We start from the raw sequence: 21,881 nt of genomic DNA, 5'->3' as shown, positions 1-21,881 counted from the left end.
TCCATGGGGACCCCGCAAGGACTGTTTACTGGAAACGGCCCATTTTCAGTTCTGTGGCAGCGTTGACGAAATCCGCTGACGTTGCTTCCCACCATTTGGTGTAGTCATCTGGTCCAAGGTAGACCACGGACGTTCCCTTGGCCGCTTGTTCTGCAACAAAATCCGCGTTTTCGGTCGGACCTTTGAAAATCTCTGCCCAATAATCGACGATTTCCCTGGATGTGCCTTTTGGCAGCATCACACCGCGTGTCAGAGAGAAGGTCATGTCGACGCCGAGTTCTTTCAGCGTGGGCACATCGGGAATGAGATCACTGCGCTCGTTTGCAGCAATGGCAAATGCTTTCAAATTGCCGTCGCCACGCTGGGTGCGGGCTGCAGCCATGTTGATGCCACCAAGATCGATGGTGCCATTCAGAAGGCCTGTCACACGTTCGGCAGTGCCGCCCTGAAACGGAACATAAGCAAAATCTGTACCGGTTTTGGAGCCAAGAATAATCCAGAGGAAGTGACTGGTCGCGCCCATGGAAACGCCGGTCGGAATTTTGCCGGGATCAGCTTTGGCGGCAGCAAGCATACCTTCCAGATCATCATAGGCGACATGGCCACCAGCACCGATGATTTCCGGTGTGTCCGTCAGCATGGCAACGGGTTCAAAACCGTCCCAGTTGAAGTCGGTTACACCGTTGATGTAGTTCACCGGCAAATGCTGGTGAATGGCAAACAATGTGCAGCCATCCGGCTTGGCAGCATGAGCTTCTTTTGCGCCCAGCGCACCGCCCTGACCAGGCATTGTGACCACTTTGATTTTTGTTGCAGCATCTGAATTTTGGATGGCCTGCTCAAAAATGCCGAAAATGACACTTGTTCCGCCACCTGGACCCCAGGGCACGATGAGTTGTGCAGTGTCGCATGGCAATTCCACCGCTGCGGCGGGTGTTGCGGCAATCCCCAGCCCGGCAACCCCCAGCCCGGCAATCATTGCGGTCGACGCTGCTGCCTTTTTGATTTTGGATGTGAATGTTTTCATACTCAAATTCCTCCGATATTCTGTGCATTGCGCTTTGCGCGCCCATGCCGGGCCTTTGGCCCTTTTTCAAGCTGAACCTTTAGTGAATGCATCGTCTGCACACAGTCCTCCACAGCTCTCATTGCATGCTGACATTTTTTCATATAGATGACAATAATCATAATATGGATACATTGTTACATATGTGGGACAATCGATGGACGCAGAACTTTTGACGGATATGGCGACATTTGCGGCGGTTGTTGAGCAGAACAGCTTTTCAGCCGCAGCCAATGTGCTGCAAATCTCAAAATCAAATGTCAGCCGCCGTGTTGCTGCGCTGGAAGACCGGCTTGATGTCAAATTGATGCACCGCACGACCCGCAAGCTTGGCCTGACCGAAAGCGGGCGGGTTTATTACGAGCATTGCGCACGCCTGGTGAGTGAGGCCCGCGATGCAGATTACGCCATTCGTTTGATGCATTCCACGCCAAGCGGATTGTTGAATGTGAGCGTGCCGGAGACTTTGGGGCGCAATTTCATTCTGCCTGTGTTGCCGGAGTTCATGAAGGCCTATCCCGACATCCGCCTGAATCTGACGATTACCAGCCGCAAGGTGGATTTAAGTGAAGAACGCTGTGATCTGGCTGTGCGCAAAGGCGAAATCGATGATGAGTCCTTGTGTGCGATCCCCTTGGGGTCGTCTACGCAAATGCTCTATGCAAGCCCGGAATATCTTGCATCTGCCGATCCGCTTGAGCATCCCGATGATCTGCCAGATCACTCTTATATTTCCAGTGCGATTACCTATGGTCCTGCCGATCTGGCGCTGAAGCGCGGCACTGACAATGTAACCATCCGTGTGACGCCACGCCTGTCGGTGCGGGATCATGAGGCCATGCTGTCAATGACCCTCAGCGGTATTGGCGTTGCATTGCTTCCCGCATGGATGACGCATGAGCATGTGCGCGCCGGTCGTCTCGTGCCGGTTCTTCCCGACTATCGCGGGCCGTCTGTTGATTTCAACGTGGTGTTCATGCCGCATCGGAGCATGGCACCCAATCTGCGGGCGTTTGTGGAATTTCTGAAGCAGCGGTTCAAGCTGTATCGCCCCTGGGAATTCGGTGCTGACATGGCGCATGACGTTGATAATCACGCGGCCTGAAGCGCTGGAGCAGCAGGGCTGTTCCGGCCAAAATCAGAGAATATTCTCGGCGGGTGGCAGGGCTTCAAACGGACTGTGGGACATCCATGACCACACATTATCCACCAGATAATTATTGCCGGTAACGGCTATTTCCTTTGCGCGCCTTGCGTCCCGGTAGGAGCGCTTTTGCATCCAGATATCCGTCATGGTTTTGACGGTGGTGTTGAAATAGACGTCGATATCTTTACCCGGATTCTTGTCACAGGCCTCGATCTCGCCGGCATCACAGATCAGCCACCAATGGGCTTTATCGACCATATCGGAAAATGTGAATTGGATGATGGTTTGTGACGGCGGCAGTTTTTCCGGTTGAATGCTGCGTTGCAGATAGATGATCAGCAGTTCCACGTCATATTCATGTGTCCGAAGATTTTCATGAGCCCAGCGCATTCCCCAATTGCCGATGGACATGAGCACTGGTTGTAGCTCCTTGCAGGCTTCTGTCGGAAAATATTCATGGTTGCGCTGTCCGCTTACGGTTTTCCGATAGATCAGACCGTTGCTCTCCAGATCTGCGAGGCGTTTGGTCAGCAGGGTTGGCGATATGGTTCCAAGGCCGCGTTGCAGCTCTGAAAAGCGCCTGCCACCCATCAGGATTTCACGAATGATCAGGACCGTCCATTTCTCACCGATGACTTCCGATGCCTTCGCAATGGGGCAGAACTGGCCGTATTCCATGTCATTCTCCACGGTGAAAAGCGGGTTACTCCACTTTATGTAGTTCAACACTACAGCCCATGGACTATCTGTTGCAACATTTGTCGATCTAGTGTCCGTCTCATCAAACAGGGAAGAGGACATCAGGGCATGAGTATTTACAGCAAATTTGAAAAGCTGGAATGGATTGGCTGGCAGGAACGTGCGGCCCGCTATGACAGGACTACTTTGAAGATGACGGGGTCGACGATCCCCAGATTGATTGAATTGATAAAACCGCGGGCAACAGATCATATTCTGGATGTGTGTTGTGGGACGGGCGCTGTTGCCAAACACTTGTTTCCAAGTGGCGCAAATGTCAGCGGCATCGATTTTGCGCCAGATATGATTGAACAGGCTAAACTGTCTGTGCCCTCAGCTCGATTTGTAACGGGGAATGCACAAAACCTACCGTTTGAAGATGCAACGTTTGATGCCGTCCTTACCAATTTCGGACATTATCATCTACCTGACCCGGACAAGGCCATAATGGAAGCTGCGCGGGTTTTGAAACCCGGCGGGCGCTATGGATTTACCACATGGGTTGGCCCGGATGCATCAGAGGGATTCCGGTTGATTTTCGAGACAATTCTTGGAAATGTCGATCAGGCGGTCACAATCCCGGCTGCGCCTGATGCATTTCGTTTGGCGGATGAAGCTGTTGCAAAACAGGTTTTGGAATCCGCTGGATTTGGCGATGTCACCATTGAGACTTTCCCATCTGAAATTACCTGCGCGCCGGATGATTTTGTGGCCTTCCTGAAGGCAGCCACTGTACGGGCTACCTTTGTCATGAAAGCTCAGCCAGAAGACGTGCAGAGACGGATTGAAGCTCTGTTGCGTGAGGGCGTTGAGACTTTTCGGCAGGGCGAAATTGTGGTTGTGCCAATGCCAAACCGTATTGTGACAGCAACTTTGCAGTGAATGATGTGTGTCGTTATGAACCCTCGGAGCAAGTCCGAGGGTGACGGTGTTCTCCGTCTCTTTTCTGAGAAAACGGGCAGGCGTCGATCTATCCTCATTCTCGACCTTGTTCCGAGAATCCAAAAACCAGCGGAGGCAATCACTCGCTGCTAAAATGCGGTGCGGTCAGCACCCTTCAAATCCAGCATCTCGCGGGCTTCATCCGGGGTTGCGACCTGACAGCCAAGGTCTTCGACGATGCGGCGGATTTTGGTGACTTGTTCAGCGTTGGATTCGGCCAGTTTGCCTCTGGAAACGAAAAGGGAATCTTCCAGTCCAACCCGCACATTACCACCCATCTGAGAGGCTGTGGCGGCAAAGGGCATCTGTGCGCCGCCAGCGCCCAGTACCGACCATTGATAATCATCGCCAAACAAGCGGTCTGCTGTGCGCTTCATGAAAATCAGATTGTCGATGTCCGGGCCAATACCGCCAAGAATGCCGAAGATGAACTGGATGAAAACCGGAGCCTTGAACATGCCGGTATCCATGCAGAATTTCATATTGTACAAATGGCCGACATCATAGCATTCGTGTTCGAATTTAACGTTGTGACCTTCGCCCAGTTCCTTGGCGACATAGCCAATGTCTGAAAACGTATTGCGGAAGATATAGGTATCTGAATTGCGGACATATTCTTCTTCCCAATCGAATTTCCACTCTTTGTAGCGGTCAGCCAGCGGGTGGAAAGAGAAGTTCATGGACCCCATATTCAGCGAGCACATTTCCGGTGATGCCCATTTGGCAGGCGCAATGCGTTCTTCCATGGTGTTGAGAATGCTGCCGCCGGTGGAGACGTTGATCACCGCGTCGGTTGCCTGTTTGATGACCGGCAGGAAGCGCCTGAAATTCTCCGGATCAATTGATACACCGCCATCATCAGGTCGGCGTGCATGAAGATGCAAAATGGCCGCGCCAGCTTCTGATGCGGCGATGGCCTGATCGGCAATATCTTCGGGCGTAAAGGGCAGCGCATCAGACATTGTGGGTGTGTGAATTGCACCTGTTATGGCGCAAGTGATGATGGTCTTTTTCTGCTTTCGAGCCATTATGGCCTCCTTCAATTACGCTTCGGTTCAACCCGTCTGGTGGTCGGGAACAATTCAATGCCTGTGCGGCTTTTGACAAAACCCCATAGCCCGCTGGGAGCGCGCAGCATGACGACAATGGCGACGAACCCAAGAATGAGCAGGTAAACGGACCCCAGATCCGCCAGCGTTTCGCGGAGCAGGAAGAACACGATGGTTCCGATAATGGGGCCTTCAATCGTGCCAATGCCGCCAATCACCACAATGAAAATTACGAAGGCTGTCCAGTCATTCACGCTGAAAGCGGCATCTGGTGAAATGCGCAGCTTTTGCAGGAAAATCAGCGCGCCAACGGCCGACGTCAGGCCTGCCGTTACGATGTAGACAAAGAACTTGGTGCGCCAGATATCGATGCCCATTGCCTGTGCCGCTGTTTCATTATCGCGGATCGCTTGCAGGGCCAGTCCCTGCCGGGAGCGCAGGAACAGATAGACGCTGGCGATGACAAGGATCGCAATAGCCAAAGCTGCCCAATAGGCGGCATGTTCGCGGCCTGATCTGGACGAGGCAATGGACCGGACAATGTCAACCGGTATACTGGTCCCCGAACCTCCGCCAAGCGCTGAAATCTGCGCGGCGGAAAGGCGGAATACTTCGGCGATGACCCAGGTGCCAATGGCAAAATAGGCGCCACGAAGACGGAAGATCAGCACTGCGACGGGAATGGAAATCAACGTTCCCAGAATGAAAATCAATGGGACAGCCGCCATGGGGTGCACGCCCAGAAAAATTGCCAGTGCAAACAGGCAATAACCGCCAAACCCAACAAAGGCCTGCTGTCCTACCGAGACAAGACCAGCATAGCCTGCAAGAAAATTCCACAGACAGGCCAAAGCCACATAAAGATAGATTTCACCGAAGAGGCGTAAATCGGCCCGACCCGCCCACCAGGGAGCTGCCACAAGAGTGGCAAGCAAAAGCAAAGCCACAATGGAGGCTGCCCGGCTGGTCCGGGAGGATTGGACAATAATATGTTCTGTTGCAGCGCTCATCCATCTACCCTCGGGAACAGGCCACGCGGACGCACAGCCAGCACGACGAGAAAGGCAATATGGCCTGCCAAAAGCTGCCAGCCGGGATTGATCTGTGCGCCTATGTTCTGGCTGACGCCCAGAATGATGCCGCCAATCAGCGTGCCCCACAAATTACCAAGGCCTCCAATGATAACGGCTTCGAAGCCGAAGATCAGACGGGCAGGGCCAACGGAAGGGTCGAAGCTGGTGCGGACAGCCAGGAAGATGCCGGCAATGGCAATGACAGCCATGGACAAGGCCATGGCAAGGCCGAAAATGTGGGATTTGTTCAGGCCCATCAATTGAGCGATGTCCTGATTATCGGACACAGCGCGAAAGGCACGGCCAAGAGCGGTGCGGTAGAAAATCCACTGCAGCAGCGCAATGATCACGACAGCCGCAGCAAAGGTCAGAACCGGCAGAACGCCAGCATTCAGTCCAGCGCCAAGCGGTATACTGGCAGTTTCCAACGCACCGGCGCTGAGCTTTTGCGGGTTTGCGGTAAAGACCTCCAGAAGGCCATTTTGAATGATGACCGAGAGGCCGAATGTGACCAGCAGCGGCGGCAGAATGTCTTTGCCAAGTGTCTGGTTCAGTATGCAGCGCTGCAGCAGATAACCAAGCAGCGCCATGAAGGGCACGACAATGAGCAGGGCGACCATTGAATGCAGACCCAATGTTGTTGTCACAACGAGGCCAAGAAAAGCGGCCAGCACAATGAAATCACCATGGGCAATATTGACCAACCGCATGACGCCGAAAATCAGCGATAGGCCAGCTGCGAACAGGGCGTAGAGCCCGCCCAGCAGGACACCTTGAAGAACTGCATTTACCCAATCCATGAATCACACTCCGAAATAGGCATTGCTGATTTCCTCTCGTGAGATGGATTTGACGTCGCCTTCCAGCGAAACGCGTCCTTCCTGCAGACAATAGACACGGTCAGAGACAGACAAGGCTTTTGCAATGTCCTGCTCAACGATGATGCTGGTCATGCCATCACCAACAATATTTGGAAGCGCGTCGTAAATGGTTTTGATGATGATTGGCGCGAGGCCAAGGCTGATTTCGTCGAACAGAATCAAGTCGGGATTGGACATCAATGCGCGGCCAATGGCGACCATTTGCTGCTGCCCACCGGACAGGGCTGTTGAAGGCACATTGCGGCGTTCCTTGAGAATTGGAAACAGCTCGAACACCGCTTCCAGGTTCCAGGCACCGCTGCGGCCAACCTGACCGCCGATTTTCAGATTTTCCTCAACGGAGAGCGAGGGAAATAACTGGCGGCCTTCCGGCACCATGGCGATGCCAAGCCCGGCCACTTGATCTGCCCGCAAAGCACCAATGGGGCTGCCCTGCCACTGCACCATATCCGGTTCACTTTTCAGCAGCCCGGTGATGGCGCGCATGAGTGTGGTTTTGCCTGCGCCATTGGCACCGATAATGGCAATGATCTCGCCCTTATTGACTTCGCAATTGATGCCGAACAGGGCCTGGAAGTCACCGTAATAGGCTTCGAGGTTTTGTATTTTGAGGATCGGATCAGCCATCGACTTCAATCCCCATATAGATTTCCTTGACCTGCTTGCTGTCCATGATGGCTTTCGGTTCGCCCTCGGCAATCTTGCGGCCAAAGTCAATCACGACAAGGCGATCAACGACAGCCAGCAAGGCATGCACAATGTGTTCGATCCAGATGATGGAAATTCCGGTCGAGCGAATGTCCTTGATCGTTTCCACAAGCGAATGACATTCTTTTTCGGTCAGGCCACCAGCAATTTCATCCAGTAACAGCAGTTTGGGCCTGGCGCAGAGCGCGCGGGTCAATTCAAGGCGCTTGCGTTCCAGCAGCGTCAAATTTCCAGCCAGTATGTTTGCTTTCGGCAAAAGGCCGGTTTGTTCAAGCGCGCTGAGGCATTGCTCATTTGCCTCTGATTTAGCGAGTCCGGCGCCATGGGTTGCTGCCACAAGAGCGTTTTCAAAAACGCTCATCGCGCCAAAGGGCTGCGGGATCTGGAAGGAGCGTGCAATACCACTGCGGCAGCGCTTCGCAGCGCTCATACCTGTCACATTGGTACCGTTGAACCAGATGCTGCCAGCATCAGGCGTCAAAGCACCTGTGATCAGATTGAACATGGATGTTTTGCCAGCGCCATTGGGCCCAATGACGCCCAGAGCTTCGCCGCTTTGCAACTCATAGCTCAGCTCATCGGATACTGTGATAGCACCGAATGCCTTGGAGACATCCTGCAGTTTCAGAACAGTTGACATGGTGTTTCCAAAATTGCCTCACCGGTCCCAAGACCGATGAGGCGGATATGAGGTGCGTTGGATCAGATCAGCCGATCAGCTGCAATTCGCCACCAACCGGAATTTCCGGTGCGAGCTTGTTTGCTGTAATGACCAACTCCAATGCGTCACCCTGTTTCTGCCACTGGCCTGCAACCAGCGGTGTCTTGGTGACGTTCTTGACCGGACCTTTTGACCAGTCAACAGGGCCAACGATCGTGTTGAGATTTGTTGCGGCAATGGCTTCAACAATGGCTTCTGGATCATCCAAATCCGCTGCCCGTGTGATCACATCTGCTGCCACTTCAAACAGGGCATGTTTAAAGCCGATTGGTTGCGTCCAGGCTCGGCCAGTATCAGCTACATAGCTGTCTGCCAGATCTTTCGCTGATGCCTGTGTCAGACTGGATGAGAACGGATGATTTGGAGACCACCAGATTTCAGATGACAGACCATTGGCCCGCTCACCGAATGAATTGACAACCGACGGGAACAGAAGCGCTTTACCAATGGTGACAATCTTTGGATTGAAACCCTGTTGTGCTGCCTGCGACCAGAAATTGGCAAAGTCAGGCGGGATCATGTTGCCGGTGACGATCTCACAGCCAGCTTCCTTGAAAGCTGAAATCTGTGATGAGAAATCGTCAGACAATGGCTGATAGCGGCCCGGATCAACAAGATTGTATCCAGCAGCGGCCAGCGGCTTTGGCAGACCAAGCTCGGGATCGCCCCAGGCATTTCCATCCGCATCATTGGGGAAGAGGCCGGCAACGTTCTTTGCAACGCCACTTTCGCTCCACATGTCGAGGAATGCGCCAATTACATCCTCAAGACCCCAGAAGAAATGGTAAGTGCTCCGGAACCCTTCTGCAGGGTTGCCGTTGCGGCCAAAGAAGTAAGGCTGCCATGGGCAATCGGTGGTGATGCAGGGCACGTCGTTGATTTCAGCTTGATCAGCGACCGGATTGGTTGTTTCCGGTGTGGATGCTGCAACAATGAGGTCAACCTCGTCGCTGAGGATCAACTCGGCCGCGACTTCCGATGCCCGGTTGGGGTTGGATTGGGAATCTTTTGAGATGATTTCAACATCATATGTTTTGCCATTGTTCATCAGGCCGCCAGCAAAGGCTTTCTGAATACCAGCCAGGACAAAATCATCCGCCTCGGTAAAAGCGGCAATCGGGCCGGTGCGCGGGCTGACATGGCCAATTTTGATAACGGGATTGGCTGCATAGGCACGGCTGTGACGCAGAATGGCAGGTGCTGCAATAGTCGCGCCCAGACCGGTGAGAACGGTTCGGCGTGTGACGCTGGCATGATTGGTTTTTCTTGTCATAGTCTTCCTCCTGAATTCCCGTCCTCCACAAAAGGCGGGTGATTTATTCCAGTATTGTATCGAGTTTCCTCAGATGCGTCGTGACACGGTTGCGGGTTGCTTCGGCTGTCTCTGATGTCCAGTTGCGAAAGCCCTCACCGGATTTCATGCCCAGTTTACCCTCAGATACAAGGCGCTCCAGATAGGGCGACGGCGCGCCGCTTGCCTCCAGATCGGCCAATACGTTTTTATGAATATCAAGGGTCAGATCGGTGCCAACAAGATCGGCATTTTCCAGTGGCCCAAGCACAGCCAGACGGCGGCCGAAACTGGATTTGATAACGCTGTCGACAGCCTCTGCAGAGCAAACACCATTTTCAACCAGGCTGACAGCCTCACGCCACAAAGCGTGCTGAAGGCGGTTGCCAATGAAACCGGGGACGTCCTTTTCCACCCGAACCGGAGTCTTGCCGATTTCTGACAGAATGGCGACCATCTGCTCCATGGCCACATCCGTGGTCCATTCGGTTCGAATGACTTCGACCAGAGGGATCATATGCGGCGGGTTCCACCAATGGGTTCCCAAAGCGCGGCTGCGGTCGTTGAGATTTTCCATGATGCTGGTAATCGGAATGACAGATGTGTTGGACGCCAGCAGGCAATGGGCCGGCGCATGGGCTTCCACATCCGCGAAAATCTGCTGTTTCAGCGCCAGTTTTTCCGGCGCAGCCTCGACCACAAGATCGGCGGCGCGGACAGCATCAGACAAATCAGTGCAGGGTGTAACGTTAGTTATGATGGCGGGCACATCATCAGCATGCACGCCCAGAGCGATCAAACTGTCAGAAATGCGCGCCTTCAGGGTTTCCAGACTGTCTGCGACCGGATCATAGACACGAACAGCATACCCAGCGCGGGCAAAGGTCAGGGCGATGCCATTACCCATAAGACCCGCACCGATGATCGCTATATTGCGCAAGCTTTCTGAGGACATTTAACCCGCCGTATATCCGCCATCTGCATACAGGATGTGCCCTGTATAAAAGTCAGAGGCTTTTGAGGCCAGGAACAGCAGCGGGCCGACCAGATCTTCCGGTTCGCCAAGCCTTCCTTTTGGTACGCGTGCCAGGAAGCCGGCACGCACAGCCCTGGCTTCATCCGTATCGCCAAACATCCAGGCGGTGAGAGGAGAGCGGAATACGGTTGGCGCGATGGCATTGACCGTGATGCCGGTCGGGCCCAATTCGCAGCCCAGCGCTTTTGTAATGCCATCGACGGCAGACTTTGAGGCACAATATGCACTGTAGCCTGCGGGATGACCGAGCAGACCACGGGCAGAGGAGACCAGAACAATTTTCCCGGTATCCGTTGTGCCAGCATCAATCTGTGCTGTCATCTGGACGCTTGCAACTTTTGCCAACATCCAGGACTGTGTGACATTTGCATCCATCACAGCTGTGAAGGTTTCAACCGGCATGTCCTTGATTTTGGCAACCTTGTTCATGCCAGAGGCCACAACAAGAATATCGAGCTGGCCAAAGCGTTTGACAGCCGCCTCAACCATGGCACTGCAATTGGCTTCATTATCCGGGCGCGTGTTCAACGCTTCAACTTCGGCACCGGCAGCTTTGCATTCGGCCTCGATCTCGGCCAATGCATCAGCTTTGCCTGCAGCCAGCACCAGTTTGCAACCGGCGCCCGCAAGCGCTTTTGCGGCGACTGCACCAAAGGCGCCGGAAGCGCCGGTAATCAGTGCAACCTTGCCTTTGACATTGAACATGTCGAGTGGATTTTCAAAACTCATCAGGCTGCTCCTGGCCGCTTGCCGTCCGGATAGGGGATCACAACAAGCATGTTGCAGGTGTGTTTGGACCGGTTTACGATTTCGCGCATTTCATTGGGTGCAATTGTGCATGAATCCATTGCGCCAAGAACGGTTTCCTCACCATCGATAATGACGGTCATTTCACCGGACAGAACCACATAGACTTTTTCAAACGGTGTGGCATCGGGTCCGGCGCCACCACCCGGCAGGAACTGGGAATAACCAATCCACTGGTTTTCAGGACCGCCATCTTCAAAGCCCTGAAGGCGAAGCCCTACGACGCCCCGATGATTGGGAGCCTCGTAAGATTCCGTATCAGCGAAGCGTTTGACATGCATCAGAAGGACTCGCCGGCTTCAATGCGGTATTGCTGGCTTTTGTCGATCATGGCAACCAGACGGATGATGCAGCCATCACCGCGGTCCCAATTCCATGGGAAAAAGGCAAAGGTACAGCGTTTGCCAGTGATCGCATCCAGATCGCCGCCCACGTTTTCAATGCCCAGAATGCCATTTGAGAAAAGTATGTTGTGGACCGGTTCCCACTCGGGGAATGCATCTTTCCAGTCAGCGCCGCCGGACCATTCTTTATATTCCGCTTCCAGATGCGGCAGGATTGGACCGTTGCGCTGCGGTCCGATGGCTGTTGCCAGAGGGTGGTCGTTTGCCTGTGTATCATGACCAACAACCTTGATACCTTTTTCCACCATCCACTCGGCGGCGGAAGGAACGAGGCCCGGGCAATAGGCAAAATAATCGCCATCCTCGTATTCCTTGTGCCAGCCAGTATTGATGATCAGAACGTCATTCTTGCGAATGGCATGGCCACAGGCTTTTTCCAGATCGTCAGCTGTTATCTGCTCCCATTTCTTTTTTGGAATGGACACAACGAGGCCAGAGCCGAAGAAATGCGGCAGCGGAACCTCGTCGATAAAGGGTGTGCCCGGGACCACGTGGGCAGGAGCGTCAATGTGTGTGGTGACGTGCATTGTAGTGGTGATGGTCTGGCTCAATACGCCGGATTTCGCCATATAATGCTTGCGTTCTATCTGAACATCCCGAAAATATGGCCAGTTGGGGCACTGGAAGCCAAAACGGTGGGAGAGGTTGTAAAACTCAACCCCCATGTCGTTATTCAGATTGTCTTGAAATTCTATGCCGCGGACTGTGATGCTCATGCTCACTCCTCCCAAAGTTCAGCAAATTGATCAAATGTATTGCATTACGATACATATGTACCATAATGCGGTCAAGAGTTTTTGGATTATTTCTCCAACAATCCATTTCTTTGACGAAAGGATGTAGGAATGACATCTGCAGAAACCGATTCGTTAGGTTCGACACATCCAATGGAGCAAGCTGTCACGCGCAAATCTGCGCAACATCAGGGCGTGCAAGTTATTGCCCGTGCGGCAGAGATTCTCCGCGTGTTGAAGCAGGACAATGGCGGTCTCAGTCTGGGGCAGATTTCAGATCGGGTGGGTCTGCCGCGCTCGACTGTCCAGCGCATCGTCAATGCGCTGCTGGCAGAAAAGCTGATCATGAACACCGCCGCTGAAGGCGGGTTGCGCCTGGGGCCCGAAATCCAGTCACTGGCAGCGGCTGGGCGCGTAGATGCGGCTGAATTGCTGCGGCCTATCATGTCGACAATAGCTGAGCGTACGGGTGAGACTGTCGATCTGGCTGTACTGCGTGACGATCATCTGGTGTTCGTCGATCAGGTTGTTGGCACACACCGGGTGAGAACTGTTTCCGCTGTGGGTGAAAACTTCCCTTTGATCTCCACTGCAAATGGCAAAGCCGCGCTGGCTTTGCTTGATGATGAAATAGCGGCAACCCTTGCCGCGCGGGAGTTGAAAGCCAGCCAGTCGGGTAAGGCTTTGTCTACGCTTATTGCTGAGCTTGAGGGCATTCGCGCCACTGGCCTTGCCTGGGATTTTGATGAGCATACTGAGGGCATTTCAGCGGTTGGCTACGGATTTCGCGACCCTGCGGGCCAAATCTATGCCCTTTCGATTCCTGTGCCCTCCTATCGGTTTTCCAAAACCAAAACTGAAATTGCTGATTTGCTGAAAGTCATGGTTCCGCAAATTGACGGGATGATTTCCTGAAATCTTTCGGACCATCGTTGTTTGCATTGGATGTTGGCCAATAAGGCGCTATGGATGTGAAAACCCTGACCTTCAGAAGCTCACAATCATGGTGCAAAACACTTCCTCGAATGACGAAAGTGATCCGCTAGACGGACAGGATGCCGCTGCGCCGGAATGGATGATCCATGATCCGGAAACCGGCGGCATGGCGACCATCTTTGTTGATGCGGTTCAACTCGCGATTGAGGGCAGCGACAAAGCTCTGGCGCGTCAATTAACCGCTGATCTGCATGAAGCAGATTTGGCGGATTTGATTGAGGCTCTGCCGGCACCGGATCGCTCGCGGCTGATTGCGCTGCTGGGGTCTGACTTTGATTTTACGGCCCTGACCGAGCTTGATGAAGGCGTTCGTCTGAGCCTTTTGGAGAATCTACCGGTTGATACGGTTGCGGAAGGGCTGTCGGAACTCGACAGTGATGATGCCGTTTTCATTCTGGAAGATCTGACTGCTGAAGATCAGGCGGAAATTCTGGATCAACTTCCGGCTCTGGAAAGGGTCGTTCTTCAGCGGTCCTTGAATTATCCCGAAGAATCCGCCGGGCGGCGGATGCAGACCGAGTATATTGCCGTTCCACCGTTCTGGACGGTCGGTCAGGCGATTGACTACATGCGTGATACGGAAGATCTGCCCGAGAGCTTCTATGAATTGTTCGTGGTTGATCCGACTTATCGGCTTTTGGGAACTGTGGCGCTGGATCGTCTGTTGCGCACCAAGCGCCCCGTTTCTGTCTCTGATATTATGGGTGAAACTGCCCATACCGTGAAGGCCGAAGAAGATCAGGAAGAAGTTGCCCGAACCTTTGAGCGTTACAATCTGGTGTCCGCCGCCGTTGTCGATGAATCGGAGCGCCTGGTTGGTGTGCTGACTATTGATGACATTGTGGATGTCATTCAGGAAGAGCATGAAGAAGATTTCAAACGCATGGCCGGTGTGGGCGATGAGGAGATTTCAGATAATGTCTTCAATGCTGTGCGCAGTCGCTTTATCTGGTTGATGGTCAATCTTGGTACCGCTGTGCTGGCTTCTGTTATTATCGGGCTCTTTGATGCCACCATCCAGCAGATGGTGGCTTTGGCGGTACTGATGCCCATCGTGGCCAGCATGGGCGGCAATGCGGCTACCCAGACCATGACCGTTGCTGTGCGCGCTTTGGCGACACGAGAACTGGATTCCTACAATGTGCGCCGCATTATTCTGCGTGAAAGCACCGTGGGCCTGATTAACGGGTTTCTGTTTGCGATCGTCATCGGCCTGGTTACCGCCATGTGGTTTGGCAATGCGGCGCTGTCCATAATCATTGCGCTGGCCATGATCATAAATATGTTTTCCGCTGGCCTGGCAGGCATCCTGATCCCGATTGTGCTCGACAAGCTGAAGGTCGACCCGGCCATTGCGTCGGGTGTGTTTGTGACCACGGTCACAGATGTTGTCGGTTTTTTCGCGTTTCTCGGGCTTGCAGCCTGGTGGTTCGGGATTTGAAGCTGCTGTGATTATCCGCGCTATCGAGCCGGAAGACAGAGAGGCCTGGCAAGGTTTATGGGATGGCTATCTTGCTTTCTACGAAGTGGATTTAAGTGACGCCATCACCGAAAGCACCTGGTCACGTATTACCGGCGGGCAGGACAGCTTTTTTGCGCTTGTGGCGGAAGGTAAAGATGGTGTCGTCGTTGGCTTTGCCCATTGTCTGATGCATCTCAACACCTGGGATATTGAACTGCGCTGCTATCTTGAGGATTTATATGTTGCCAGATCGGAACGTGGTGGCGGCGTTGGTCGCGCCTTGATCGAAGCTGCTTCCGCAGAAGCCAGACGCCTTGGTTCCAATCATCTCTATTGGTTCACCGACACAGGAAACCAAACTGCGCGGCACTTGTATGACCGGATTGGAACTTTGAGCGACTTTGTCCGGTATGACAAAAAACTGTCATGACGGCAGTGAGCGCCAGGCCTGAAGAAGCGGATTCCGCTCTGATAAGATTGGCTGGCTAAGAAAGTTTTGTGCTATCAATTGGGTCAACGCAAATTTGTGCTGAACTGGATGGAATATGACTGCCAAGACTGCCACAACAGTGAGGGAACGGCTCACAGAGCTCTTTGTATCCCTATCGAAAACGGCGGTGATTGTTCTTAAATCCATCCCTGTTTTTGTCTGGTTGCTACCAATTATTCTGTCTGTGATTATTTGGGCGATAACAAAAACGCCAATGGGGTGGATGACTGAAAAGCCGGTTCAGGAAATCGTAGCGCCGGTTGTCATCGGAATGACCGCTGTATTGGTGCTGGCGGTTCATCGTTGGGTCGGTGCGAGATTCTCTCTTCTCCTTGCCTGTTTTGTCTGGGCTTTGTTTTTCAGAGAGTTGCATTTTTGGGGAACCAATAACGGGTTTTACATCGCATTGGTGGCCATCACTATCTGGGGTTGGCTGAGTCGAAACCAAATCAATGAATTTCTGCAATGCCGCGTGATCCGATTTTTTCTGAGTGGTGCATTCCTGATCTACCTGCTCTCGAAAATTGTTGACCGGGGCTATCTGGCATTTCTGCCCGATTTTGCCGTCTGGCGTCATAATCTGGAGGAAACTCTGGAGACTTGCGGCCACCTTTTGGTGTTTGCTTTGGTGGTTATGACATTGCGGGTTGCAACACTGAAAATCGCGACATCAGGGAAACAGCAAGATCAGGGATAGTTTGCGTTAGCCACGATCCTGCCCAATTGTTAACGAATCATTCACACCATGGACCGTTCAACGATACATATCCGAGCCGCTGAAATTGGCGACGCCGCTGTTTTGTCACAGGTGCATCGGGCGTCCTGGTTCAATGCCTATCATGGTATTTTGAACGGGACTGCGCTGCGCGAATCCATCGCACGACGCAACAAACACTGGTGGCTTTCGGCGGTTGAAAAACTGAATGCGGAACCGGCTTCCATCGGCGGGCGTATGAGCGGCGGCGGCGCAAGGCTGCGGCAATCCCGGCTTCTGGTGCTTGAATTTGATGGCAGCGTTGCCGGGTATGCCAATTTCGGCACCGGTCGCCGCAATTACCCACCTTACGCAATTTCACGCTGGGGCGAGATTTTTGAACTCTATCTGCTGCCGGAGTATCAGGGCCTTGGATTTGGTCGGATGCTGTTTGACCGTGTGCGTGCAGAGTTGAAAGACATGGAACATGGACCGCTGATTGTCTGGGCACTGGAGGCAAATGATCAGGCGATCGGTTTTTATACGTCGCTTGGCGGAGAGTCCTTTGTGCGGTCTCACGAAATGTTTGGCGGCACACAGGCACCAACCATCGGGTTTCGCTGGATTTAGAGGCAGGCGTTTTCATGCCAGGAGGCTGTGCCATAATTTGCAGCCGCACCTCAACTCATGAAGCAGCGCAAAACGATCGAACCCCCCGAAATTCCACGTAAAATGAAAGTTCAGCGCTATTTTCGCGGCTTTATCTTGAAAGATGGTGCAGCTTGCGGCATGACCGCCGCAAAGACTGCTCAAACATATGAGGCTGCTGCAGATGAATCTGGATAAAATTGCTATTGGCAAAAACCCGCCTGAAGACATCAATGTTATTATTGAAGTCCCGATTGGTGATGAACCGATTAAATATGAGCTGGACAAGGAATCCGGTGCTTTGTTTGTCGACCGGTTCCTGTTCACGCCGATGCGTTATCCCGGCAATTACGGATTTGTGCCCCATACGCTTTCTGAAGATGGCGACCCGGCAGACGTGATTATTGCCAATACCCGCCCCTTGATGCCTGGATCCGTTATCAATTGCCGGCCGATTGGTGTGCTGGTGATGGAAGATGAGTCTGGTGGCGACGAGAAAATTCTTGCTGTTCCGTCACGCAAGCTGACCCAGCGCTATGATCATGTGAAAGATCATACTGATTTGCCGGAGATCACCTTGAAGCAGATTGAGCATTTCTTCACCCACTACAAGGATCTGGAGCCCAACAAATGGGTAAAAATTGTTGGCTGGGAAGATTCCGCAACTGCCAAGAAAATGCTGATTGAAGCGGTCGCCCGTGCTGGCAACTGATCTGATACGACAATGAAATTTGAAAGGGGTCTGACGCAGTCAGGCCCCTTTTTCGTATCAGATGTCTTTAATGTCAGTCCTTATCGCGTAGCTTGTGCAGTTGCTTCAACAGGCCGGCTGTTGAGCCATCGATAGGTTTGCTGCTGGTTTCACCCTGAACCAGCGGCAGCAGGCCATTGGCGAGCACCTTGCCCAGTTCAACACCCCATTGATCGAATGAGTTGATATTCCAGATGACACCTTCAACAAAGACACGGTGCTCATAAAGCGCAATCAGCTTGCCAAGCATGTCCGGTGTCAGCTTGCTGTAGACCATGGTGACCGACGGGCGGTTGCCGGGAAATACCTTGTGCGGAGCGAGCGCTGCAATTTCGCTGTCCGGCATACCGGCTTTGCGCAATTCAGCTTCCACTTCATCGCGAGATTTGCCGACCATCAGTGCCTGGCCCTGAGCCAGGCAATTTGACAGCAACAGATCATGATGAACGCCAAGTGTTCCAGCTTCCTCATGGGCATTGGCGGCAACGAGGAATTCACAGGGAACAACGGTCGTTCCCTGATGGATCAATTGATAGAACGCATGCTGACCGTTAGTGCCGGGCTCTCCCCATACAATCGGGCCTGTTGCGCCGATGGCAGCCTTGCCGTCGAGCGTCGTCTGTTTACCGTTGGATTCCATATCCAGTTGCTGGAGATAGGCGGGGAACCGGGACAGGCGCTGATCATAGGGCAGCACTGCGCGGCTTGGAAAATCGCAGATGGAGCGATGCCAGACACCGGTCAGTGCGAGCAGAACCGGAAGATTTTCATGGAGAGGTGCGTTGGCGAAGTGCCGGTCCATGGCATGGCCGCCGGCCAGAAATTCGTCGAAATTTTCAGGGCCAATGGCGATCATGATGGGCAGGCCGATCGCCGACCAAAGAGAATAGCGGCCACCAACCCAATCCCAGAAGCCAAATACCCGCTCTTCGGGAATGCCAAACTGTTCAACACGCTCCAGATTGGTGGAAATGGCTGCAAAATGATGCGGCACAGCCGCGTCATCCAGATTGGCTGACAGCCATGCCCGTGCGGAGCGGGCATTTGTCATGGTTTCGATGGTGGTAAATGTTTTGGACGCGATGATGAAAAGCGTCGTTTCCGGATCCAGCTCGTCCAGCGTGTCGGCCATATGCGCGCCGTCAACATTGGAGACGTAATGCAGCCTTGGCCCATCGTGGTAGGGTTTCAGCGCCAGTGTCGCCATGGCTGGTCCTAGGTCTGAACCGCCAATGCCGATATTCACGACATCGGTGAAATGCTTGCCGGTGGCTCCGTTGATGGTGCCACTGCGCACGCCATCGGCGAAAACGCGCATGGCAGCCAGGACACCATGGACCGGGCCAACCACATCTTCGCCGTCGGTTTCAATGTCTGCATCCAGCGGGGCACGAAGTGCTGTGTGCAGCACAGCGCGATCTTCGGTGGTGTTGATTTTCTCTCCGGACAGCATTGCGTCGCGACGTTCCGCGACTTCGCAATTGGAGGCCAGATCGAGCAGCATATCCTTGGCTTTTTGCGACATGTGGGTTTTTGAATAGTCCAACAGAATGCCCACAGCTTCAGCCGAAAAACTGGCAAACCTGTCCGGATCATAGTCAAACAATGATTTGATCTGAATATCCGCTTCTGAGGCGCGCAGGGCCTTTAGCGGCTTGAAGCGGTTCTGGTCTGTCATCATGCTACTCCATACAATGTGGAGGCACCGGTATCTGCAGTGCCGGCGACGGCGCGGAAGGTCGCAAACATTTCGCGGCCCATGCCGAAATCATTGGCGGTCAGATCAGCCACTGCCAAATCACGTTTTGCCAGCTCATCAGCATCGACCAATAGTTCCATAGTGCCTGCTTCCGCGTCCAGACGCATCATGTCCCCGTCGCGGATTTTACCGATGATGCCACCACAAGCCGCTTCCGGCGTGACGTGGATTGCTGCGGGAACCTTACCGGATGCGCCAGACATGCGTCCATCGGTTACCAGCGCAACTTTGAGACCGCGCTCCTGCAACACACCAAGTGTTGGTGTCAGCTTATGCAATTCCGGCATGCCGTTGGCACGGGGGCCCTGAAACCGCACGACTGCAATGAAGTCGCGGTTCAGTTTGCCTTCCTTGAACGCTTCCAGAACATCATTTTGGTCATGGAATACGATGGCTGGCGCTTCCACCAGGCGATGTTCCGATTTGACGGCAGAAATTTTGATGACGCTGCGGCCAAGATTACCTGACAGCATTTTCAGCCCGCCATCGCTCTGGAATGGCGTGCCGAAAGGGCGCAGAACATTTTCATCATGGCTTTTTTCTGCCACAGGCACCCAGTTCACGCCGCCCTTTTCGGTTAGCCTGGGTTCCGTGCGATAGCCGTTCATGCCGGTGCCCCAAATGGTGCGAACATCTTCATGTATCAAGCCTCCATCCAATAGTTGGCTGATCAGATAGCCCATGCCGCCAGCCGCGTGGAAATGGTTCACATCGGCCAGGCCGTTGGGGTAAATACGGGACAGAAGCGGCACTGCGTCTGACAGATCGGATATGTCATCCCAAGTCAGCTTGATGCCTGCTGCAGCTGCCATGGCAACCAGATGCATGGTGTGGTTTGTAGACCCGCCGGTGGCATGCAGGCCAACAACGCCATTGATGATGGCACGTTCATCAATCACTTCGCCCACAGGTGTGTAACCATTGCCAAGCGCCGTGATGGAAAGCGCGCGTTCCGTTGCCGCCCTGGTCAGCGCATCGCGCAAGGGTGTGTTCGGATTGACAAAACTGGCTCCTGGCAGATGCAGGCCCATGATTTCCATCAGCATCTGATTGGAGTTTGCAGTGCCGTAGAATGTGCAGGTGCCGGGGCCGTGATAGGATTTGGATTCTGCATCCAGCAATTCTGCGCGGCCAACTTTGCCTTCTGCAAAAAGTTGCCGTATCCGGGCTTTTTCACCATTGGGCAATCCGGTTGGCATGGGACCTGCCGGAATAAACACGGCCGGCAAATGGCCAAAGGTGAGGGATGCAATCAGAAGACCCGGTATGATCTTGTCACAGACGCCCAGGAAAACTGCCGCGTCAAACATGTTGTGAGACAGGCCTACGCCGGCAGCCATTGCAATGACATCGCGGGAGAACAGCGACAATTCCATGCCGGGTTGCCCTTGCGTCACCCCATCGCACATGGCTGGAACGCCGCCAGCGACCTGTGCCACACCGCCGGCTTGATGGGCGGCATGCTTGATAAGGTTTGGAAATTGTTCGAACGGCTGATGTGCCGACAGCATGTCATTATAGGAAGTGATGATGCCTATATTGGCAAGACGGTCCCCTGCCAGTGCTTCCTTGTCATGCGGGCTGCAGGCCGCAAAACCGTGGGCGAGATTGCCGCAGGACAGCTGCGTGCGTATGGGTCCGTCCTGACCGGCCTTGCGGATGCGTTCAAGATAGGCCGACCGTGTCGGCTGACTTCTTTCGATCAGGCGTTCTGTAACCTCGGCAATACGTGGTTGCACGTCGGTCATGTGATTGTCTCCAAAAAAACAAGTGGTGCGCTACGGGCACCAGAAAATTGTCAATTCTTTTTCGCTCTGACGCAGGACGGCTCGAATTGGCATGTCCTCGACGGGCCCATCACTCAGAGCGGTTGCCAAAACCTGCTGTTTCTCTTCGCCCTCGATGTGAAGGGCCAGAAAGTCGGCTTTCAGCAAGGCAGGCAGGGTGAAGGTGATGCGTGGCTCGCCCGCACCCGGTGCATGCATCTCAATAAAGGTATTCTGATTGTCCAGATCAAGCGCTGCAGACAATTTGTTCCCTTGCGGGAAAAAGGATGCAGTGTGTCCATCGCCGCCCATGCCGAGAATGGCGGCAGTGATTGGAATGCCAAGGGTGCTAAACTGGTCTTCCAGTGTTTTCAGCCCTGCCACTGGCGTTTCATCGCCTGTGTAAAGCGGAAAGAAGTTTGCTGCAGCGGCTTTGCCGGTCAGCAGATTGGCTTTCACCAGAGCCGCATTGGATCGCTCGCTGGTTTCATCGACCCAGCGCTCATCGACAAGCGTGACGGTGACGCCGGCCCAATCAATGTCTTTCTCGCTCAGCTTCTGAAAAAACAGCTTTGGCGTAGATCCGCCGGATACGGCCAGCAACGCCCTGCCGTTGGCCTGAAGCTCCTGGTCCAGAACCGCAGCAATTTGAGCTGCTAGCTCTTCGGCGAGGCTTTCCTTGTCAGCCAATATATTTTTGTCGGTTCCACTCATCATA

General features: G+C 53.6%; 24 protein-coding genes. 9 read left to right on the top strand and 15 right to left on the bottom strand.

Going from position 1 to position 21,881, the window contains the following annotated elements:
- Positions 1-25: 25 nt before the first annotated feature.
- On the bottom strand, positions 26-1,027 hold the full coding sequence (locus RAL91_RS21820) for a tripartite tricarboxylate transporter substrate binding protein (RefSeq protein WP_306258355.1): 1,002 nt from the start codon (positions 1,025-1,027) through the stop codon (positions 26-28).
- Between the two features lie 196 nt (positions 1,028-1,223).
- Here RAL91_RS21820 and RAL91_RS21815 point away from each other — a divergent pair, with 196 nt between their 5' ends.
- Complete coding sequence (locus tag RAL91_RS21815; protein ID WP_306258354.1) at positions 1,224-2,171, top strand: LysR family transcriptional regulator; 948 nt, start codon at positions 1,224-1,226, stop codon at positions 2,169-2,171.
- Positions 2,172-2,204: 33 nt separating this feature from the next.
- On the opposite strand, the gene RAL91_RS21810 is transcribed toward RAL91_RS21815, so the two are convergent.
- On the bottom strand, positions 2,205-2,891 hold the full coding sequence (locus tag RAL91_RS21810) for a helix-turn-helix domain-containing protein (protein ID WP_306258353.1): 687 nt from the start codon (positions 2,889-2,891) through the stop codon (positions 2,205-2,207).
- A 129-nt stretch (positions 2,892-3,020) separates the two neighbouring features.
- Here RAL91_RS21810 and RAL91_RS21805 point away from each other — a divergent pair, with 129 nt between their 5' ends.
- Positions 3,021-3,833, top strand: coding sequence for a class I SAM-dependent methyltransferase (locus RAL91_RS21805; RefSeq protein WP_306258352.1), 813 nt, complete (start codon positions 3,021-3,023; stop codon positions 3,831-3,833).
- 149 nt (positions 3,834-3,982) lie between these two features.
- Here the strand turns inward: RAL91_RS21805 and RAL91_RS21800 are convergent, their stop codons facing one another.
- From RAL91_RS21800 to RAL91_RS21755, 10 genes are all read right to left on the bottom strand, one after another.
- Positions 3,983-4,921, bottom strand: coding sequence for a 3-keto-5-aminohexanoate cleavage protein (locus RAL91_RS21800; protein WP_306258351.1), 939 nt, complete (start codon positions 4,919-4,921; stop codon positions 3,983-3,985).
- Positions 4,922-4,932: 11 nt separating this feature from the next.
- Entirely contained in the window at positions 4,933-5,952 is a 1,020-nt protein-coding gene (locus tag RAL91_RS21795) for a branched-chain amino acid ABC transporter permease (RefSeq protein ID WP_306258350.1), read from the bottom strand.
- Positions 5,949-6,815: a branched-chain amino acid ABC transporter permease gene (locus RAL91_RS21790; RefSeq protein ID WP_306258349.1), complete on the bottom strand. Its 867-nt coding sequence runs from the start codon at positions 6,813-6,815 to the stop codon at positions 5,949-5,951. Before RAL91_RS21790 ends, RAL91_RS21795 begins: the two co-directional genes overlap by 4 nt.
- A 3-nt stretch (positions 6,816-6,818) precedes the next feature.
- On the bottom strand, positions 6,819-7,523 hold the full coding sequence (locus tag RAL91_RS21785; protein WP_306258348.1) for an ABC transporter ATP-binding protein: 705 nt from the start codon (positions 7,521-7,523) through the stop codon (positions 6,819-6,821).
- Positions 7,516-8,244: an ABC transporter ATP-binding protein gene (locus RAL91_RS21780; RefSeq protein ID WP_306258347.1), complete on the bottom strand. Its 729-nt coding sequence runs from the start codon at positions 8,242-8,244 to the stop codon at positions 7,516-7,518. The genes RAL91_RS21785 and RAL91_RS21780 overlap by 8 nt, the downstream gene beginning before the upstream one ends.
- 67 nt (positions 8,245-8,311) lie before the next feature.
- Positions 8,312-9,598, bottom strand: a complete 1,287-nt coding sequence (locus RAL91_RS21775) for an ABC transporter substrate-binding protein (RefSeq protein WP_306258346.1) — start codon at positions 9,596-9,598, stop codon at positions 8,312-8,314.
- A 43-nt stretch (positions 9,599-9,641) separates the two neighbouring features.
- Positions 9,642-10,571: a 3-hydroxyacyl-CoA dehydrogenase family protein gene (locus RAL91_RS21770; RefSeq protein WP_306258345.1), complete on the bottom strand. Its 930-nt coding sequence runs from the start codon at positions 10,569-10,571 to the stop codon at positions 9,642-9,644.
- Positions 10,572-11,381, bottom strand: coding sequence for an SDR family NAD(P)-dependent oxidoreductase (locus RAL91_RS21765; RefSeq protein ID WP_306258344.1), 810 nt, complete (start codon positions 11,379-11,381; stop codon positions 10,572-10,574). It abuts the gene before it with no gap.
- A complete protein-coding gene (locus tag RAL91_RS21760) occupies positions 11,381-11,740 on the bottom strand; it encodes a cupin domain-containing protein (protein ID WP_306258343.1) in 360 nt (119 codons plus the stop codon). The genes RAL91_RS21765 and RAL91_RS21760 overlap by 1 nt, the downstream gene beginning before the upstream one ends.
- The gene (locus RAL91_RS21755; RefSeq protein WP_306258342.1) at positions 11,740-12,579 is read right to left on the bottom strand and encodes a cyclase family protein; all 840 of its coding nucleotides are present in this window, start codon (positions 12,577-12,579) and stop codon (positions 11,740-11,742) included. The genes RAL91_RS21760 and RAL91_RS21755 overlap by 1 nt, the downstream gene beginning before the upstream one ends.
- A 129-nt stretch (positions 12,580-12,708) precedes the next feature.
- Here RAL91_RS21755 and RAL91_RS21750 point away from each other — a divergent pair, with 129 nt between their 5' ends.
- From RAL91_RS21750 to ppa, 7 genes are all read left to right on the top strand, one after another.
- A complete protein-coding gene (locus tag RAL91_RS21750) occupies positions 12,709-13,512 on the top strand; it encodes an IclR family transcriptional regulator (RefSeq protein ID WP_306258341.1) in 804 nt (267 codons plus the stop codon).
- Positions 13,513-13,672: 160 nt separating this feature from the next.
- The gene (gene mgtE / locus RAL91_RS21745) at positions 13,673-15,034 is read left to right on the top strand and encodes a magnesium transporter (protein ID WP_306263055.1); all 1,362 of its coding nucleotides are present in this window, start codon (positions 13,673-13,675) and stop codon (positions 15,032-15,034) included.
- Positions 15,035-15,041: 7 nt separating this feature from the next.
- Complete coding sequence (locus tag RAL91_RS21740; protein WP_306258340.1) at positions 15,042-15,485, top strand: GNAT family N-acetyltransferase; 444 nt, start codon at positions 15,042-15,044, stop codon at positions 15,483-15,485.
- 115 nt (positions 15,486-15,600) lie between these two features.
- Positions 15,601-16,242 carry a hypothetical protein gene (locus tag RAL91_RS21735; protein WP_306258339.1) on the top strand — a complete coding sequence of 214 codons (642 nt, stop codon included), beginning with the start codon at positions 15,601-15,603 and terminating at the stop codon, positions 16,240-16,242.
- A gap of 48 nt (positions 16,243-16,290) precedes the next feature.
- Entirely contained in the window at positions 16,291-16,869 is a 579-nt protein-coding gene (locus tag RAL91_RS21730) for a GNAT family N-acetyltransferase (RefSeq protein ID WP_306258338.1), read from the top strand.
- Between the two features lie 57 nt (positions 16,870-16,926).
- Positions 16,927-17,085 (top strand): hypothetical protein, encoded by a 159-nt coding sequence (locus RAL91_RS21725; RefSeq protein WP_306258337.1) that lies wholly within the window; start codon positions 16,927-16,929, stop codon positions 17,083-17,085.
- The gene (gene ppa, locus RAL91_RS21720; protein ID WP_306258336.1) at positions 17,072-17,599 is read left to right on the top strand and encodes an inorganic diphosphatase; all 528 of its coding nucleotides are present in this window, start codon (positions 17,072-17,074) and stop codon (positions 17,597-17,599) included. The genes RAL91_RS21725 and ppa overlap by 14 nt, the downstream gene beginning before the upstream one ends.
- A gap of 73 nt (positions 17,600-17,672) precedes the next feature.
- Here ppa and pgi read toward each other — a convergent pair whose 3' ends face one another.
- Genes pgi through pgl form a run of 3 tightly spaced genes read right to left on the bottom strand, consistent with a single transcriptional unit; the run spans position 17,673 to position 21,880 of the window.
- The gene (pgi, locus tag RAL91_RS21715; RefSeq protein ID WP_306258335.1) at positions 17,673-19,316 is read right to left on the bottom strand and encodes a glucose-6-phosphate isomerase; all 1,644 of its coding nucleotides are present in this window, start codon (positions 19,314-19,316) and stop codon (positions 17,673-17,675) included.
- Entirely contained in the window at positions 19,316-21,145 is a 1,830-nt protein-coding gene (gene edd, locus RAL91_RS21710) for a phosphogluconate dehydratase (protein ID WP_306258334.1), read from the bottom strand. The genes pgi and edd overlap by 1 nt, the downstream gene beginning before the upstream one ends.
- 30 nt (positions 21,146-21,175) lie before the next feature.
- Complete coding sequence (gene pgl, locus RAL91_RS21705) at positions 21,176-21,880, bottom strand: 6-phosphogluconolactonase (RefSeq protein ID WP_306258333.1); 705 nt, start codon at positions 21,878-21,880, stop codon at positions 21,176-21,178.
- Between the last annotated feature and the right edge of the window lies 1 nt (position 21,881).

Origin of the sequence: Pararhizobium sp. IMCC21322 (assembly GCF_030758295.1) — a bacterium.
Lineage (GTDB): Bacteria > Pseudomonadota > Alphaproteobacteria > Rhizobiales.
The sequence above is the reverse complement of the archived record's forward strand: the minus strand, read 5'-3'. Positions and strand labels throughout refer to the sequence as shown.

Bases quoted from the DNA above. Each gene is read 5' to 3' on its own strand.
- RAL91_RS21765 (WP_306258344.1), bottom strand. From the start codon at position 11,381: ATGAGTTTTGAAAATCCACTCGACATGTTCAATGTCAAAGGCAAGGTT.
- RAL91_RS21800 (WP_306258351.1), bottom strand. From the start codon at position 4,921: ATGGCTCGAAAGCAGAAAAAGACCATCATCACTTGCGCCATAACAGGT.
- RAL91_RS21815 (WP_306258354.1), top strand. From the start codon at position 1,224: ATGGACGCAGAACTTTTGACGGATATGGCGACATTTGCGGCGGTTGTT.
- RAL91_RS21770 (WP_306258345.1), bottom strand. From the start codon at position 10,571: ATGTCCTCAGAAAGCTTGCGCAATATAGCGATCATCGGTGCGGGTCTT.
- RAL91_RS21735 (WP_306258339.1), top strand. From the start codon at position 15,601: ATGACTGCCAAGACTGCCACAACAGTGAGGGAACGGCTCACAGAGCTC.
- RAL91_RS21750 (WP_306258341.1), top strand. From the start codon at position 12,709: ATGACATCTGCAGAAACCGATTCGTTAGGTTCGACACATCCAATGGAG.
- RAL91_RS21785 (WP_306258348.1), bottom strand. From the start codon at position 7,523: ATGGCTGATCCGATCCTCAAAATACAAAACCTCGAAGCCTATTACGGT.
- ppa (WP_306258336.1), top strand. From the start codon at position 17,072: ATGAATCTGGATAAAATTGCTATTGGCAAAAACCCGCCTGAAGACATC.
- RAL91_RS21810 (WP_306258353.1), bottom strand. From the start codon at position 2,891: ATGGAATACGGCCAGTTCTGCCCCATTGCGAAGGCATCGGAAGTCATC.
- mgtE (WP_306263055.1), top strand. From the start codon at position 13,673: ATGATCCATGATCCGGAAACCGGCGGCATGGCGACCATCTTTGTTGAT.
- pgl (WP_306258333.1), bottom strand. From the start codon at position 21,880: ATGATGAGTGGAACCGACAAAAATATATTGGCTGACAAGGAAAGCCTC.
- RAL91_RS21725 (WP_306258337.1), top strand. From the start codon at position 16,927: ATGAAGCAGCGCAAAACGATCGAACCCCCCGAAATTCCACGTAAAATG.
- RAL91_RS21755 (WP_306258342.1), bottom strand. From the start codon at position 12,579: ATGAGCATCACAGTCCGCGGCATAGAATTTCAAGACAATCTGAATAAC.
- RAL91_RS21795 (WP_306258350.1), bottom strand. From the start codon at position 5,952: ATGAGCGCTGCAACAGAACATATTATTGTCCAATCCTCCCGGACCAGC.
- RAL91_RS21790 (WP_306258349.1), bottom strand. From the start codon at position 6,815: ATGGATTGGGTAAATGCAGTTCTTCAAGGTGTCCTGCTGGGCGGGCTC.
- RAL91_RS21760 (WP_306258343.1), bottom strand. From the start codon at position 11,740: ATGCATGTCAAACGCTTCGCTGATACGGAATCTTACGAGGCTCCCAAT.
- edd (WP_306258334.1), bottom strand. From the start codon at position 21,145: ATGACCGACGTGCAACCACGTATTGCCGAGGTTACAGAACGCCTGATC.
- RAL91_RS21805 (WP_306258352.1), top strand. From the start codon at position 3,021: ATGAGTATTTACAGCAAATTTGAAAAGCTGGAATGGATTGGCTGGCAG.
- RAL91_RS21730 (WP_306258338.1), top strand. From the start codon at position 16,291: ATGGACCGTTCAACGATACATATCCGAGCCGCTGAAATTGGCGACGCC.
- pgi (WP_306258335.1), bottom strand. From the start codon at position 19,316: ATGACAGACCAGAACCGCTTCAAGCCGCTAAAGGCCCTGCGCGCCTCA.
- RAL91_RS21820 (WP_306258355.1), bottom strand. From the start codon at position 1,027: ATGAAAACATTCACATCCAAAATCAAAAAGGCAGCAGCGTCGACCGCA.
- RAL91_RS21775 (WP_306258346.1), bottom strand. From the start codon at position 9,598: ATGACAAGAAAAACCAATCATGCCAGCGTCACACGCCGAACCGTTCTC.
- RAL91_RS21780 (WP_306258347.1), bottom strand. From the start codon at position 8,244: ATGTCAACTGTTCTGAAACTGCAGGATGTCTCCAAGGCATTCGGTGCT.